Below are 14,478 nucleotides of genomic sequence, written 5' to 3'. Positions count from 1 at the left end.
AACACGCGAAAGGCGGACCCGCTTCCCGTGAGGGAAGTGAGGTCCGCCTCGCGAAAGTTTCCGATCAGGCGACCGGAACGATGTTCACGACCTTGCGGCCACGGTGGGTGCCGAACTGCACCGAACCGGCCGCGAGGGCGAACAGCGTGTCGTCGCCGCCACGGCCGACGCCGGAGCCCGGGTGGAAGTGGGTGCCGCGCTGACGAACCAGGATCTCACCCGCGTTGACGACCTGACCGCCGAAGCGCTTCACGCCGAGCCGCTGGGCATTGGAGTCGCGACCGTTCCGGGTGGACGATGCGCCCTTCTTGTGTGCCATTTCTCCTCAGTCCCTTACTTCGCAGCCGCGGGGATCTCAGTGACCTTGATCGCCGTGTACTGCTGGCGGTGGCCCTGGCGACGGCGGTAACCGGTCTTGTTCTTGTAGCGCAGAATGTCGATCTTCTGGCCCTTGTGGTGGTCCACGACCTCGGCCTGGACCTTGATGCCGGCCAGCACCCACGGGTCGCTGGTCACGGCGTCGCCGTCGACAACGAGCAGGGTCGAGAGCTCGACCGAGTCGCCAACCTTGGCAGTGGAAATCTTGTCAACCTCAACGATGTCGCCGACAGCAACCTTGTGCTGGCGACCACCGCTGCGCACGATGGCGTACACGCGGAACTCACTCTCTAGCTCGGGAAACGGCACCCCCGCAGGCCAGCCGCCCGCTCAGCGAGCGGCCTCTCCTGGCGCCCGGCGCCCGGAGGATGAGGTTTACGGGGATGTGACGTGTCAGTCGACACGCCGACGGTCAAGGTTACGGGGCCGCGGCCGAAGGGGTCAAACCGAGCCGGGTCCGTCACCTGTGCGACCGGTCACGCCGGTCGCGTCCGCCGGGGCGTACGCGCGGTCGCGCACGCCCCGGCGGACAACAGGGCCGGTCAGCCCTCGTCGGTGGAGGCCGAGACGGAGGAGGCCGAGGACGCCGACTGCTCCGCCGCCACGGTCTTCTTCGACGCGGTCTTCTTGGCGGCGGTCTTGGTGGTCTTCGCCGCCTTCTTGGCCGTCGTCTTCTTGGCGGCGGTCTTCTTGGCCGCCGTCTTCTTGGTGGTGGCGGCCTTCTTCGCCGTGGCCTTCTTGGCCGTCTTGCGGGCCGTCTTCTTGGCGGGGGCCGACTCCTCGGCGGCCTCCTCCGGGGTGCCACCGTCGGACGCGGGCGTCTGCGGGGCCTTCTCGGACACCGGCTCCTCCGACGCGGCCGACGGGACGACCACGACGGCCGTCTCCTCGGACGCGGTGGACACCGTGGGCTTGCGCACGGCACGGCGCCGCGGACGGGCCGGGGCGGCGCTCCCGGCGGGCGCCTCGGCGACGGCCTCGGGCTGCGCGGCCTGTTCGGGCGCCTCCGTGGCCTCGGACACCGCGGGTGCGGTCTCGGCGACCGTCACCACGGCCGCCTCGGCCCCCGCCGGAGAACCGGCCGGAGCGGACACCTTGCGGGTGGCCCGCCGACGGGTACGGCCCTTGGGCGCGGCCTCCTCGACCGGAGCGGCCGGGGCGGCCTGCGCGGCCTCGACCACCGGGTCCTCCACGGCCATCGGCTCGGCCTGCGCCTCGGCGGCCGGCTCCGGCTGAACCGGACGGGCGACCTCCTGCTCGGCGGTCACGTCCTGAGCCGTCGGCACCTCGGCCTCGGCCTGCTCGGCCCTGCCCCTGCCGCGCCGGGCCTTGTCCCTGCCCTGCTCGGCCTTCGGCTCCGCCTCAGCACGCGGGGAGCCCGCCGGAGCCGACGCCCGCCGGCTCGCCCGGCGTCGCGACCGGCCGCGGCCGGCCGCGGCCTCCGCCTCGGCGGCACTGCTGTACAGCTCCTCGTCGGGCTCGAAGACCGGTTCGGGCAGCGCGACCGGCTCGGCGACCTCGGCTCCGACCTCGGCCTCGGTCTCGGCCTCCTCCTCGGCGGTCTCGACGGCCGACTCGTGGACGTGCGGCTGCTCGGCGGCACCGGCACGCGCGCGCTTCTTGCGCTTGCCGCCGCCTCCGGGGGCCGTCGGCTGCTCCATGTGCACGATGACACCGCGCCCGTTGCAGTGGACACAGGTCTCGGAGAAGGACTCCAGCAGGCCCTGCCCGACCCGCTTGCGGGTCATCTGCACGAGCCCCAGCGAGGTCACTTCCGCGACCTGGTGCTTCGTACGGTCCCGGCCCAGGCACTCCAGCAGGCGCCGCAGCACCAGGTCCCGGTTGGACTCCAGCACCATGTCGATGAAGTCGATGACGATGATGCCGCCGAGGTCGCGCAGCCGCAGCTGACGCACGATCTCCTCGGCCGCCTCCAGGTTGTTCCGGGTGACGGTCTCCTCGAGGTTGCCGCCCTGACCGGTGAACTTGCCGGTGTTGACGTCGACGACGACCATCGCCTCGGTCCGGTCGATCACCAGCGAACCGCCGCTGGGCAGCCACACCTTGCGGTCGAGGGCCTTCGCCAGCTGCTCGTCGATCCGGTACGTGGCGAAGACGTCGACCTCGGAGGTCCACTTCGACAGCCGCTCGGCGAGGTCCGGCGCGACGTGCGAGACGTACCCGTGAATGGTCGACCACGCCTCGTCGCCGCTGACGACGACCTTGGAGAAGTCCTCGTTGAAGATGTCGCGCACGACCCGGACGGTCATGTCCGGCTCGCCGTACAGCAGCGTCGGCGCGGTGCCGCCGTTCTTGGCCTTCTTCTGGATCTCCTCCCACTGCCCCTGGAGCCTCTCGACGTCCCGGCGCAGCTCGTCCTCGCTCGCACCCTCGGCGGCGGTGCGCACGATGACGCCCGCGTCCTCGGGGACGATCTTCTTGAGGATCGTCTTCAGCCGCGCCCGCTCGGTGTCGGGCAGCTTGCGGCTGATGCCCGTCATGGAGCCCTCGGGCACGTACACGAGGTAGCGCCCGGGGAGGGAGACCTGGCTGGTCAGGCGGGCGCCCTTGTGGCCGATGGGGTCCTTCGTCACCTGGACGAGCACCGACTGGCCGGACTTCAGGGCGGACTCGATGCGCCGCGGCCCGTTGGCCATGCCCAGCGCCTCGAAGTTGACCTCACCGGCGTACAGGACCGCGTTGCGGCCCTTGCCGATGTCGATGAAGGCGGCCTCCATCGACGGCAGAACGTTCTGCACCTTGCCGAGGTAGACGTTGCCGACGTACGAGACCGCCTGCTCCTTGTTGACGTAGTGCTCGACGAGCACGTTGTCCTCGAGGACGCCGATCTGCGTGCGGTCGCCGTGCTGGCGGACGACCATCACGCGCTCGACGGCCTCGCGGCGGGCCAGGAACTCGGCCTCGGTGATGATCGGGACGCGCCGGCGGCCCTGCTCGCGGCCTTCGCGGCGGCGCTGCTTCTTGGCCTCCAGCCGGGTCGAGCCCTTGATGGACTGCACCTCGTCGGACGGCTCGGCCTTGGGGCGGGGCTCGCGGACCTTGACGACCGTGCGCTCCGGGTCGTCGTCCGAGGGCTCGGGGTCGGTGCCGGAGTCACCGGCGCGGCGACGGCGGCGCCGGCGCCGGCGGCTGCTGCTGGAGCCGCCTGCACCGGACTCGTCGCGGTCGGCGGCGTCCTCGGAGTCCTCGTCGTCCTCTTCGGCGGTGTCCTCGGCGTCCTGTGCTGCGGCGGTCTGCTCGGACTCGGCGTCCTCGCCGTCGGACTCGGCCGACTCGCCACGCCTGCGGCGGCGACCGCCCCGGCGACGGCGGCGGCGCGAGCCGGTGCCCTCGGACTCCTCCTGGTCGTCGCCGTCGGCCTGGTCCTCGGCGGAGTCGTCGGCCTCCTCCGCCTCGTCGGCGGCGGTGTCGACGACCTCGGCCTCGGGAGCCTGGGCCTCGGGCTCGGGAGCCTGGGCCTCGGGCTCGTCGCCGGCACCACGGCGACGGCGCCGGCGGCGCGACCCGCCGGTCTGCTCCTCGCGCTGGGCCTCGGCCGGCGCGGACTCCTCGGCCTCCTCGGCCCCGGCCGACTCGGCGGCGGCGGCGGCAGCGGCCCGCTCCGGCGTCTGGAACTGGGGCTCGGTGAAGACGGGCGCCTGGAACAGCGCGACGGCGGGTCGCGCCGGACGCGACGGCGACTCGCTCTCACTGTCGGCCGCGGCCTCGCGAGCGGATGCCTTCGAGGCCCGCGCGCCCTTGGCGGGCTGGGCAGGCTCGGCGAAGCCGCCGGCGGCCCGGCGCACGACCCGGCGACGGCGACGCGGACCGGTTTCCTCGGCCGACTCGGCGACCTCGGCGGCGGTGTCGGCGGTGTCGGCGGGGACCTCGGCAGCGCGGGCCGGCTCGGCGGCGGCGGTCTCGGAAGCAGTGGCCTCGGACGCAGTGGCCTCGGACGCGCGGTCGGGTTCGACGGCAGGGTTCTCGGTCACGGGTGCCTTCGCCTCCTCGGCGTTCCCTTCCACCGCGTCCGCGGCGGAAGGCGCCCCGGCAGGCGCGGACGCCCGCCGCGAGGCACGCCGGCGAGTCCGACGCGGAGCAGCCTCTTCAGCGGCCTCGGCAGCTTCGGCGGAGCCCTCGGCGGCGCCGTCGGCCACGACCGCCGGCTCCGGGCCGTCGGTCTCGGCCGGTGCCGCGACCGTCTCGGCCGGAGCGGCGACGGGCGAGGTCACGGTGCGCGTGGCACGGCGCCGGGTGCGCTTGGGGGCGGCGTCCTCGGTCACTTCGGCGGACGCGGCAGGCGTGGTGGCCTCGGCCGGCTCAGGAACGGCGGGGGCGTCGGCGGTCACCGGGACCACGGTCTCGGCGGCCGCCACGGCCGCCGGAGCGCCGACCGGCGCGGAAGCACGGCGCACGGCGCGACGCCGCTTACGCCCGGCGGGCGCGGCATCCTCATCGCTCTCGACGGCCTCGGGAGCCTTGTCGGCCTCGGCGACGGCTCCCTCGAGCTCGTCGGTCTCCTCGGCCGCTACGGCGTCGGCCTCTGCGGCATCGGCCGCGAGTTCCTCGGCATCGGCGGCCGGTATGGCCGGCGCGACGGTCTCCACCGGCGTGTCGGCGGCACCGGTGGGCGGGCCCGCCGGGCGGGACGCGGCACGACGCCGCCGCCGGGGCGGCAGGGTGTCGCTGGGAGTGTTCTGTTCGGAACCCTCTGTGGGTTCGGTCGGTTCGAGCATGCGGGCTTATCTCCCGTCAGGCTCCCGGGCGCCGCGCCTGGTCCGGCTGTGCCGGTGACGTCCGCGGCTCGCGCTGTGCGCGTCGCCGCCGTCCGGGGCGCGGGCGCCGCACGGGAGCTCTCTGTGTCCTGTCTCACCGGTTCCGTACGCCGAATGCGTACGGCCTGGCGAAAGTCTTCTGGTCGGTACGCTGCCCGACCCAGGTGGCTCCCGAGTCCGAGGGCGGCGCTACGACGTCCGTCCTACGCGGAACCTTCCTTACGCCGACGCCGTCGCGGCGGCAGTCGGTTCGGCCGTTGAGTGGGCCTCGACTGCCTCGCGGTCGGGCGCGAGCGGGTCGGTCACCGTGCCGGTCTCTGCATCGAACAGCCCCTGCGCCAGCCTGGTCACCGCTGCGGGGACCGGCGGCGCCAGGTCGGCCACGGCGCGAAGACCGGACAGGACGTCGTCGGGTCGTACGGCAGGCGTCACGTGCCGAACAACCAGCCGCAGTATCGCACAGGGCTGGTCGGTCGGCCTATCAGCCTGCGAACTGTGCGTTTCCGCGAGGTCGCGCACCTCCAGGCTCGCGACGGCGGAGCGGGCGTCGAACGTACGGACGCCGTTCTTGGCGAGGCGCTGGACCTCGACGGTGTCGGCCGCGTTGAAGGCGTCCGCCGCCCGGCGGGCCTCCACCAGCGGCACTCCGTCCAGCCGGAGCTCCCAGACGGAAGCCGTCAGCCGGTCGGCGAGTCCCGAGGTGCGGGCCTCGACCGCCTCGATGATGTCCAGCCCCGAGGGCATCGACTCGTCGAGGAGAACCCTCAGCTGCTCCGGGTCGCGTGGCGCGGTGAGCGCGATCTCCAGGTACTCCGCCTCACTGCCCGTGCCGGTGGGTGCGGCATTGGCGTACGACACCTTCGGGTGTGGTGTGAAGCCCGCCGAGTAGGCCATCGGCACCTCGGCACGGCGCAACGCACGCTCGAAGGCGCGCTGGAAGTCACGGTGGCTGGTGAACCGGAGGCGGCCGCGCTTGGTGTAACGCAGTCGGATGCGCTGCACCGCGGGTGCGGGCGGCGGGCCTTCGGGCTGTCGCTTGCCCAGTGTCGTTCAGTCCTTCGTGAGAGCGGTCGTACTGCTCCCAAGAGTACGTGTCTCGCGCCCCGAAGGTTCCCTCCGGTCGACCGGCTGCGGCCGCCGCGGCTCGCCGAAGAGCATCCGCCGGAAGTCGGCGCGGGCCTGACGTACGGACTCCCGGGCGGCGGCCAGCGCCTGCCGGGTGGCCCGCCCCACACTGCGGGCGGCCTCGGCGGCGGGCCGCCAGACGGCGTCCCGTACGACGTGCCCGACGGGCGTCAGCACGCTGCGGTACACCCACCGCACCGGTTCGACGAAGATCCACCGGAAGAGGGTGCCGAGGAAGCGCCCGACGGCGAGTGAGATGTGCCCGGCGACGCGCCAGGCATGGCCGAGGGCGTCCCACAGCTCCCGCCCGATGACGGCGAGGACGCGTCCGACCGGCGTGAGGATCCAGCGCCAGACGGCGAGCGCGGGCAGGACGAGCAGGATCCGGGCGATCCAGTAGAGGGCCGTGCCGATGCCGGTGACGGCCATGCTCACCAGCCACACGAGCCCCTTGGCGCACCAGCCGATCGCGCGGCCGACGGGTGCGAGCACCCAGGTGTACAGCCAGACGGCTGGTACGACGACGAGATACTTCACGAGCCAGGCCAGGGCCGTCCAAACGCCGATGCCGAGCGCGGCGAGCACGGCGCCGAGCCCCTTCAGCACCCACATCACCGCGTACCCCACGGGCGTGAGCAGCGCGGCGTACACCCAGCCGAGCGCGGCTCCCACGCCCCCCGCGATCCAGCCGAGCGCGGCACCGGCGCCCCGGGCCACCCAGGCGATCGCGTGCCCCACCGGGGTCAGCACATACCGGTACAGCCAGACCAGGGGGACGACGACGAGGACGTGCCCGAGCCATCCGAGGGCCTTGCCCACCGGGACGACGACCCAGCGCCACAGCGCCACGAACGGCCAGACGAACACCGCCCGCCCGAGCCACAGCAGCGCCCGGCCGAGCGGCCGGAGCAGGGCGTCGTTCAGGAACCGCCCGGCCACGACGAGCGCGTCCCACAGCATCCGCACGGGGACGACCAGGACGAGCACGACGATCCGCACGGGAATCCGGATCGCGACGGTGAGACACCCCTCGGGCGCCTCGGGCTCACGCCGGACGGGCGGCTCGGCCGGCCGCTTGCGCAGATCGACCCGCGCCTCGGAACGTTCGCGGGGGTGCTTCTCCAGATCCATACCGTCGTAGACGCCTTCAATGCCCCGTCCGGATGCAGCACCGCACAGTCCTGCCCCGTTCTCCCGCGATTCCTCCACTCGGCCGCAAGATCATACGGCTCACGCGCGGGCGACCTGCGCCTGCAGCAGCCGGGGCGACTCCCGAAAGCCGTTGCGGGCGTACGCGGGGATCGCCCGGGGACTGGAGTGGACGGTCACGCGTTCCAGCCCGAGCTCGCGGGCTCCGTCCAGGACGGCCTGGACGAGCCGCCCGCCCAGGCCGCCGTCCCGCGCCCCGGGTACGACGTACACGCACTGCAGGTCGCCGGAGGCCCGCCGCGGTGCCCTGGGCGTGGGCACCCGCTGCACCACCGCGAGCCAGGCCATGCCGATGACCCGGTCGTCCCGGACGAGCACCGTGCAGCGGTGGGATCCGGCGTTCTCCGCCGCCCAGGCGACGAAGTGCCGTACGAAGTCCTCGCGTTCGCCGAGATCCTCCGAGCCGTTCTCGACGAGCCACTCCCACCGGAGGGCGGCCACGGCGGCGAGTTCGGCGGGCCGGGCCGGGCGGATGCTGATGTCGTCCATCAGGGCATTGTCGGCTCGGGCGTCGGGACGGGCGCCCCGTCCGTCTCCCAGCGCAGCAGATCTCCCGGCTGGCACTCCAGCACCTCGCACAGCGCGGCGAGGGTGGAGAAGCGGACCGCCTTGGCGCGGCCGTTCTTGAGGACCGCCAGGTTGGCGGGGGTGATGCCGACGCGTTCCGCCAGTTCACCCACGGACATCTTGCGTTTGGCCAGCATCACGTCGATGTCGACGGCGATGGGCATCAGATGACCTCTTCCAGCTCGGCCTGCATCCGGGCCGCCTCGATGTCGCGGGCGACGGCCTGCGCGAGCAGCATCCGCAGCACGAGCACGATCAGCGCGACGCCCAGGACGGCCACGACGACCCCGCACAACAGGAGGACCACCCCGGGAGCGACGGCCTCGCCCGGTGCGAGCACGACCGCGAGCGCGAAGACCAGCAGGGCGGCCGCCACGAACGCGCCGATCACGATGTGCACGTAGCGGAAGGCGGCGGTGGAGAAGACCGTCCCGCGACGCATCATCGTCACCAGCCGCCACACGCAGACCAGGACGACCTGAGCCGTCACGACGCCCAGGATCGTGATCACGATGATCGGGGTGCGCAGATACGCGTACTCGGGCTTGAGCCCGTTCATGTCGATCGCCAGCAGCGGCACCATCACCGTCTGCACGAACAACGACCCGGCGAGCAGCACCACGAGCACCCCACGCAACGCCGCAACGGCCAGTTTCCCCATCGCCACTCCCTCGATCGAACCACGATGGAAATCTATCGAGATTCGATAGGTGACGCAAGGGGTGGCCCGCGGCGACCGCCGTGCCGGGCCGCCCTTCTCCAGCACCCGGAGCCACTCAGGCCGCCCGACCTGACGGCTCCCCCAGCACGCATTCCGAACTGGGGGAACCTGGCCGAGCCGGCCCCCCGGGGGAGTGCACCAACCCGACCTGCTCAGCGAGTCCCCCTCAGAGCGGGCCTCTCACCTCCCAGGCCCCGCCTGTGAGGTGCGACGGACCTCTGGGACCTCTGATTCCCCAGTGCCCGGATGAGCCGCGAGAACGGATCCGGTAATTCCCGAGAAGCGATCGAGCAGAAGTCACTCGTGCGAGTGAATACATCGATCACGCGTCCCGAGAAACCGTATCGATGTTTCATTCTTTCCCACTCATCCCGCGCATCTCTTCAGAGTTGGCGGCCCGGCGAATCACCTTGAGGCATAGTGACACGTAGCAAAAATCCGCGTAGCCTTGCGACGCTGGTCGTCTTGAATATGGTCGGAGTGCCTGGCGGCGGTACGACCTGTGGCACCAGAAGGAGCTTTTCATGCCCGATGCCGACCCGATGTTCTACCGACACCTTCTGAGCTCACAGCTTCAGGAAGCGCGCAAAAAGGCGGGGTACTCACAGCCTGATGTTGCGCGAGAGACAGGATGGTCCCTGTCGAAAGTCATGCGCCTGGAGTCGGGCAGGGTGAAGATCTCCATGACCGACCTCAAGGCATTGATCAGCTTCTACGAGCTCTCACCCGAAAATGCGGCTGAATTGCGTCGCGCCGCCGAAGAAGCGCGCCGGCAGCCCTGGTGGTACGACTACCGGTCCCTGCTGTCGGAGGGTTTCCAGTCCTACCTGGGCTACGAGGCGTCCGCGTCCGTGATCCGCAACTTCGAGGCCCTTTTCGTGCCCGGCCTGCTGCAGACCGAGGCGTATGCGCGCGTCGCCCTCCAGCAGTCCGTGGTCCCGGAGAAGGAGGAACTGCTCGACCTGCGCGTGAAGCGTCAGGAACGCATGCTGAGCGAGTCGTCCACCACCGAGCTGCGGTTTCTGATCGACGAGGCCGCGCTCCGACGGGTCGTGGGCGGCAGCGAACTGATGGAAGCCCAGATCCGCCATCTGCGGCAGATCAGCACACTGGATCACGTGAGCATCGGGGTCGTGCCCTTCAGCAGCGGGCTGTATCCGCTGCTGCGGTCACCCTATGTGATCTTCGAGTTCGCCAAGGTCGATCAGGAGCGGGTGGTGTATCTCGAGAATCCCGACGGGAGCGTCATCCTCAACAACAAGGCGATCGTCGGTGTGCAACGGAGCGTCGAAGACTACCTCGAAGCTTTCTGGGAGGTCGAGAACCGTTATGCCCAGCCCATCACCGAGTGGAGCGAAAATCTTCCTCAGCTCGCGGCATAGCGACTGGAAAGGGAATCCAGAAAGGATGTCCAGGCTGCCGAACCTACCGCAAGGCAGGGCCCTTCTGTCACTTTAGAGTCCCTGACCAGGACGGGATGGCCCAAAGAGACTTCGACGCAGTTTTCCGGCCCACTGGCGGAACTCTTCCGCCACTCCGATGTCGGATCCGGAAAGGTCACGACTCCCCCAATCCCGCACTGCGGTACCCACGGCACATCAGGCCTCTGGCCCGTCAGTATGACGGCAGGAGCCATGACTGCCAAGGCCGCCGAATAGCGATGATCTCGGAGAGTTTTTCACAGCAGGAAGGGGAGCGCTCGGTCAGCCGGCAAGCATCGTCCGAGTACTCCCCCACCGCGAAGCACCCTCGTCCACTCGACTCAACCAGGAAGCCTCATGGCAGATAGTAACGCGAGCTGTGTCACCGGCCAGACCCACGGCCGGGCGTTCCCCGTCGGCCCGCCTGCGCGAATAGCGAGCTCAGGCGGAGGCATGTCATGACTCAGGTCCCGCCTCCTCCTGCCGGAGGGCTGTCGCAGCGAGCCCTGCTCATCATCATCGCCTTACTGCTCGGCCTTCTCACCGGCCTCGCAGCAGGCGTACTGGCCGTACTGCTCCACGCGACGATCCTCGGCGCGGCGACCTGGGCAGGGGGCACCTTCATCGCCATCACCATGCTGCTGTTCAAGATCTGCGAACTCTTGCGGTGACCAGCCCTCAGTGCCCGTGCCCACCGGGAGCCGGCGCCGCGTTCGTGACGGTCAGAGGCAGCAGCTTCCTGCCCGTCGGGCCGATCTGGATCTGGGTGTCCATCTGCGGGCACACCCCACAGTCGAAGCACGGCGTCCAGCGGCAGTCCTCGACCTCCGTCTCGTCGAGGGAGTCCTGCCAGTCCTCCCAGAGCCAGTCCTTGTCCAGGCCGGAGTCGAGGTGGTCCCAGGGGAGGACCTCCTCGTAGGTGCGCTCGCGGGTGGTGTACCAGTCGACATCGACACCGAACGGGGCGAGGGCCTTGTCGGCACAGGCCATCCAGCGGTCGTACGAGAAGTGCTCGCGCCAGCCGTCGAAGCGGCCGCCGTCGTCGTAGACCGCGCGGATGACCGCGCCGATGCGGCGGTCGCCCCGGGAGAGGAGGCCCTCGACGATGCCGGGCTTGCCGTCGTGGTAGCGGAAGCCGATCGAGCGGCCGTACTTCTTGTCGCCGCGGATCTTGTCCCGCAGCTTCTGCAGACGGGCGTCCGTCTCCTCGGCGGAGAGCTGCGGGGCCCACTGGAAGGGCGTGTGCGGCTTGGGGACGAAGCCGCCGATCGAGACCGTGCAGCGGATGTCGTTGGAGCGGGAGACCTCGCGGCCCTTGGCGATGACCTTCGTCGCCATGTCGGCGATCTGGAGGACGTCGTCGTCGGTCTCCGTCGGCAGGCCGCACATGAAGTACAGCTTCACCTGGCGCCAGCCGTTGCCGTACGCCGTCGAGACCGTGCGGATCAGGTCCTCTTCCGAGACCATCTTGTTGATGACCTTGCGGATGCGTTCCGAGCCGCCCTCGGGGGCGAAGGTGAGGCCCGAGCGGCGGCCGTTCCTGGTCAGCTCGTTCGCCAGGTCGATGTTGAAGGCGTCCACGCGGGTGGAGGGGAGCGACAGGCCGATCTTGTCGTCCTCGTAGCGGTCCGCGAGGCCCTTGGCGATGTCGCCGATCTCCGTGTGGTCGGCGGAGGACAGGGACAGCAGGCCGACCTCTTCGAAGCCCGTGGCCTTCAGGCCCTGCTCGACCATGTCGCCGATGCCCGTGATGGAGCGCTCGCGCACCGGACGCGTGATCATGCCGGCCTGGCAGAAACGGCAGCCGCGGGTGCAGCCGCGGAAGATCTCCACCGACATGCGCTCGTGGACCGTCTCGGCCAGCGGGACGAGGGGCTGCTTGGGGTACGGCCACTCGTCGAGGTCCATGACCGTGTGCTTGGAGACCCGCCACGGGACCCCGCTGCGCTTCGGCACGACACGGGCGATACGGCCGTCCGGCAGGTACTCGACGTCGTAGAAGCCGGGGACGTACACCCCGCCGGTCTTCGCCAGGCGGAAGAGGAGCTCCTCGCGGCCCCCGGGGCGGCCCTCCGCCTTCCAGGCACGGACGATCGCGGTGATCTCCAGGACCGCCTGTTCACCGTCGCCGATCACGGCGCAGTCGATGAAGTCGGCGATCGGCTCCGGGTTGAACGCCGCGTGGCCGCCGGCCAGGACGATCGGGTCGTCCAGTCCGCGGTCCTTGGCCTCCAGGGGGATGCCGGCCAGGTCGAGGGCGGCCAGCATGTTCGTGTAGCCCAGCTCCGTGGAGAAGGACAGGCCGAACACGTCGAAGGCCTTGACGGGCCGGTGGCTGTCCACCGTGAACTGCGGGACGTGGTGCTCCCGCATGAGCTCCTCGAGGTCCGGCCACACGCTGTAGGTGCGCTCGGCGAGGACGCCCTGCTGCTCGTTGAGCACCTCGTAGAGGATCATGACGCCCTGGTTGGGCAGACCGACCTCGTAGGCGTCCGGGTACATGAGCGCCCAGCGGACGTCGCAGGACTCCCAGTCCTTGACCGTGGAGTTGAGCTCTCCGCCGACGTACTGGATCGGCTTCTGCACATGCGGGAGCAGAGCTTCGAGCTGCGGGAAGACCGACGCAGCGACTTCGGCAGGCATGTCGCGCACCTTCGTGAGCTGGACTGAACTGACAGGGGTGACCATCCAGACTAACGCGACCGCGGGGGGCCTCCGTACGCCGGAAGGTCAGAGGTCCGCCGCACCGTCCTTGATCCCGTCCCAGACTCCGGGCAGTTCGGCCTCCACGCGCACCGCCCGCTGCTCCTCGCGCTCGTGGAGGACGCCGTAGGAGAAGGCGCTCTCCCCCGCCGCGTGGGCGACCGCCGACAGCTCTCGGAGGGTCTGGCGGGCCATCACGCTGTCCTGGTGTTCGCCGAGCAGGTTCTGCAGGGCCTTCATGGACTTGACCATGGTCTTGGCCGGCTTTCCGAGGACGGGTCCGGCCGCCTCGGCCGCGTAGCGGGTGCGCTTGGCCTTCTTGCGGGCCTCGTGCAGCGCGACGTCCCGGTCGGTGCCGGTCTCCAGGTCCGCCGCCTGCTCGATCAGTGCGGAGACCTTGCGGAAGTCCTTCCGCACGGCCTTGGCGATCGGTGTGCGGGCCTCCTTGCCGGCGGCCTTCAGCAGCGGCGGGTCGGCGATCAGCGCGTCCACGGTGTCGAGCAGGGCCAGGTAGCGGCGGGAGTCCAGGACGCCGAGGAGGCGGCCGCGGGCCCCGCTGTGCTCGGCGCTGGACCAGGAGTGCAGACGCTCCGCGACGGGGCCGCGGACCAGGCCGTCGGGCACCTCGTCGAGGGCCGCGGTCAGCCGGTCGGTCAGCACCTCGCGGTCCCGGTCCAGGCCCAGCTCGCCGGCGAGCCACTTCAGCTCCTCGCCGATGGGGTCGGTGACGGTCCGGTCGAGGATCTTGCCGAACGACTTGAAGGTGCTGCGCAGCCGGCGGGTGGCCACGCGCATGCTGTGCACGGAGTCCTCGGCGTCCCTGCGGACGGCGGGGTCGAGCTCGACGATCGCGTCCCGCTGGATGCGCACGTAGGCGAGCACATGGTCGCCGGCGGTCACCGGTTTCCGGGCGGGTGCGGAGGTGCGCCGCTTCCCCGGGGCGGTCTCCTCGAGGGCACGGGCCAGCTTCGACGACGACGCCGAGGGCCGTACGCCCGCTTTGCGCAGCCGCTTCTCCACCTTGTCGAGCAGGGCCGGCTCTCCCCCGTCGGCGAGCTCCACCTCGATCTCGGTCCACTGCGCTTGACCGCCGCGGCCTGTGAGCCGCTCGGCGTGCACGGTGTCCACGCTCACCTCGGCGAGCAGCCGGCCGTCGGCGTCGACCAGATGGCGTACGTCGCGGTCGGAGCGCAGCCGGACCACCGGGAGCAGCTCGCGGTCGCGGACCCGGGAGCGGACCAGCGCGGCGAGGTCGTCGGGGAGGGTGTCGGAGAGCGGGGCGTGGATCTCGTCGCGGACGTCGGGTGCGATCGGGAACTTCAGGTGCCAGCCCGCGTCGGAACCGCCTGTGCGGCGGCGCAGGGTGACGGACGACGCGGCGAGGCGTTCGTCGTCGGTGTCGTGGTAGGTGGCGTCGAGGTGGGCCACCCCCTTGTCGACCACGGCCGCGACCCCGGCGACTCCGGTCAGGTCGGGGAGTCCGCTGTCCGCCGACTCGTACTTCCGCTCGATCTCGCGCTTGCTTTCCGCCATGAACCGAATCTAGTCGGCCGGGGCGCGGGGCGGCAGTGGGCCGCCC

13 protein-coding genes are annotated in these 14,478 nt (G+C 70.9%); 2 read left to right on the top strand and 11 right to left on the bottom strand.

Annotated elements, in window-relative coordinates; all coding sequences use genetic code 11:
• Positions 1–64 precede the first annotated feature (64 nt).
• The 8 genes from rpmA to IO24_RS0101415 form a co-directional block, all read right to left on the bottom strand.
• Complete coding sequence (rpmA, locus tag IO24_RS0101450; RefSeq protein ID WP_031130899.1) at positions 65–319, bottom strand: 50S ribosomal protein L27; 255 nt, start codon at positions 317–319, stop codon at positions 65–67.
• Between the two features lie 14 nt (positions 320–333).
• Positions 334–654, bottom strand: coding sequence for a 50S ribosomal protein L21 (rplU, locus tag IO24_RS0101445; RefSeq protein WP_031130898.1), 321 nt, complete (start codon positions 652–654; stop codon positions 334–336).
• 266 nt (positions 655–920) lie between these two features.
• A complete protein-coding gene (locus tag IO24_RS0101440; RefSeq protein WP_031130896.1) occupies positions 921–5,114 on the bottom strand; it encodes an Rne/Rng family ribonuclease in 4,194 nt (1,397 codons plus the stop codon).
• A gap of 258 nt (positions 5,115–5,372) precedes the next feature.
• Positions 5,373–6,155 (bottom strand): TIGR03936 family radical SAM-associated protein, encoded by a 783-nt coding sequence (locus IO24_RS0101435; protein ID WP_031130894.1) that lies wholly within the window; start codon positions 6,153–6,155, stop codon positions 5,373–5,375.
• A 48-nt stretch (positions 6,156–6,203) separates the two neighbouring features.
• Positions 6,204–7,409, bottom strand: coding sequence for a phage tail tape measure protein (locus IO24_RS0101430; protein ID WP_031130892.1), 1,206 nt, complete (start codon positions 7,407–7,409; stop codon positions 6,204–6,206).
• A gap of 99 nt (positions 7,410–7,508) precedes the next feature.
• A complete protein-coding gene (locus tag IO24_RS0101425; RefSeq protein WP_031130890.1) occupies positions 7,509–7,976 on the bottom strand; it encodes a GNAT family N-acetyltransferase in 468 nt (155 codons plus the stop codon).
• Positions 7,976–8,218 carry a helix-turn-helix domain-containing protein gene (locus tag IO24_RS0101420; protein WP_031130888.1) on the bottom strand — a complete coding sequence of 81 codons (243 nt, stop codon included), beginning with the start codon at positions 8,216–8,218 and terminating at the stop codon, positions 7,976–7,978. The genes IO24_RS0101425 and IO24_RS0101420 overlap by 1 nt, the downstream gene beginning before the upstream one ends.
• On the bottom strand, positions 8,218–8,715 hold the full coding sequence (locus IO24_RS0101415) for a DUF2975 domain-containing protein (protein WP_031130886.1): 498 nt from the start codon (positions 8,713–8,715) through the stop codon (positions 8,218–8,220). Before IO24_RS0101415 ends, IO24_RS0101420 begins: the two co-directional genes overlap by 1 nt.
• A 584-nt stretch (positions 8,716–9,299) precedes the next feature.
• Between IO24_RS0101415 and IO24_RS0101410 the strand changes: the two genes are divergently transcribed.
• A complete protein-coding gene (locus IO24_RS0101410; protein ID WP_078898816.1) occupies positions 9,300–10,157 on the top strand; it encodes a helix-turn-helix domain-containing protein in 858 nt (285 codons plus the stop codon).
• Here IO24_RS0101410 and IO24_RS42555 read toward each other — a convergent pair.
• Entirely contained in the window at positions 10,142–10,411 is a 270-nt protein-coding gene (locus IO24_RS42555) for a DUF397 domain-containing protein (protein WP_078898818.1), read from the bottom strand. The two genes, IO24_RS0101410 and IO24_RS42555, sit on opposite strands and share 16 nt — an antisense overlap.
• A 243-nt stretch (positions 10,412–10,654) precedes the next feature.
• Between IO24_RS42555 and IO24_RS0101405 the strand changes: the two genes are divergently transcribed.
• Positions 10,655–10,867 (top strand): cytochrome c oxidase assembly protein COX20 family protein, encoded by a 213-nt coding sequence (locus tag IO24_RS0101405; protein WP_031130882.1) that lies wholly within the window; start codon positions 10,655–10,657, stop codon positions 10,865–10,867.
• A gap of 7 nt (positions 10,868–10,874) precedes the next feature.
• Here the strand turns inward: IO24_RS0101405 and IO24_RS0101400 are convergent, their stop codons facing one another.
• Positions 10,875–12,839 (bottom strand): TIGR03960 family B12-binding radical SAM protein, encoded by a 1,965-nt coding sequence (locus IO24_RS0101400; protein WP_031130880.1) that lies wholly within the window; start codon positions 12,837–12,839, stop codon positions 10,875–10,877.
• 87 nt (positions 12,840–12,926) lie between these two features.
• Positions 12,927–14,432 (bottom strand): CYTH and CHAD domain-containing protein, encoded by a 1,506-nt coding sequence (locus tag IO24_RS0101395; protein ID WP_031130879.1) that lies wholly within the window; start codon positions 14,430–14,432, stop codon positions 12,927–12,929.
• Positions 14,433–14,478 lie beyond the last annotated feature (46 nt).

The organism is Streptomyces flavovariabilis (genome assembly GCF_000725785.1).
In the GTDB taxonomy this organism is placed as follows: Bacteria; Actinomycetota; Actinomycetes; order Streptomycetales; family Streptomycetaceae; genus Streptomyces; species Streptomyces hawaiiensis.
Note: the sequence above shows the minus strand (reverse complement) of the source record. Positions and strands in the feature narration are given on the sequence as shown.

Bases quoted from the DNA above. Each gene is read 5' to 3' on its own strand.
- rpmA (WP_031130899.1), bottom strand. From the start codon at position 319: ATGGCACACAAGAAGGGCGCATCGTCCACCCGGAACGGTCGCGACTCC.
- IO24_RS0101440 (WP_031130896.1), bottom strand. From the start codon at position 5,114: ATGCTCGAACCGACCGAACCCACAGAGGGTTCCGAACAGAACACTCCC.
- IO24_RS0101430 (WP_031130892.1), bottom strand. From the start codon at position 7,409: ATGGATCTGGAGAAGCACCCCCGCGAACGTTCCGAGGCGCGGGTCGAT.
- IO24_RS0101425 (WP_031130890.1), bottom strand. From the start codon at position 7,976: ATGGACGACATCAGCATCCGCCCGGCCCGGCCCGCCGAACTCGCCGCC.
- IO24_RS0101420 (WP_031130888.1), bottom strand. From the start codon at position 8,218: ATGCCCATCGCCGTCGACATCGACGTGATGCTGGCCAAACGCAAGATG.
- IO24_RS0101415 (WP_031130886.1), bottom strand. From the start codon at position 8,715: ATGGGGAAACTGGCCGTTGCGGCGTTGCGTGGGGTGCTCGTGGTGCTG.
- IO24_RS0101410 (WP_078898816.1), top strand. From the start codon at position 9,300: ATGCCCGATGCCGACCCGATGTTCTACCGACACCTTCTGAGCTCACAG.
- IO24_RS42555 (WP_078898818.1), bottom strand. From the start codon at position 10,411: ATGGCTCCTGCCGTCATACTGACGGGCCAGAGGCCTGATGTGCCGTGG.
- IO24_RS0101405 (WP_031130882.1), top strand. From the start codon at position 10,655: ATGACTCAGGTCCCGCCTCCTCCTGCCGGAGGGCTGTCGCAGCGAGCC.
- IO24_RS0101400 (WP_031130880.1), bottom strand. From the start codon at position 12,839: ATGCCTGCCGAAGTCGCTGCGTCGGTCTTCCCGCAGCTCGAAGCTCTG.
- IO24_RS0101395 (WP_031130879.1), bottom strand. From the start codon at position 14,432: ATGGCGGAAAGCAAGCGCGAGATCGAGCGGAAGTACGAGTCGGCGGAC.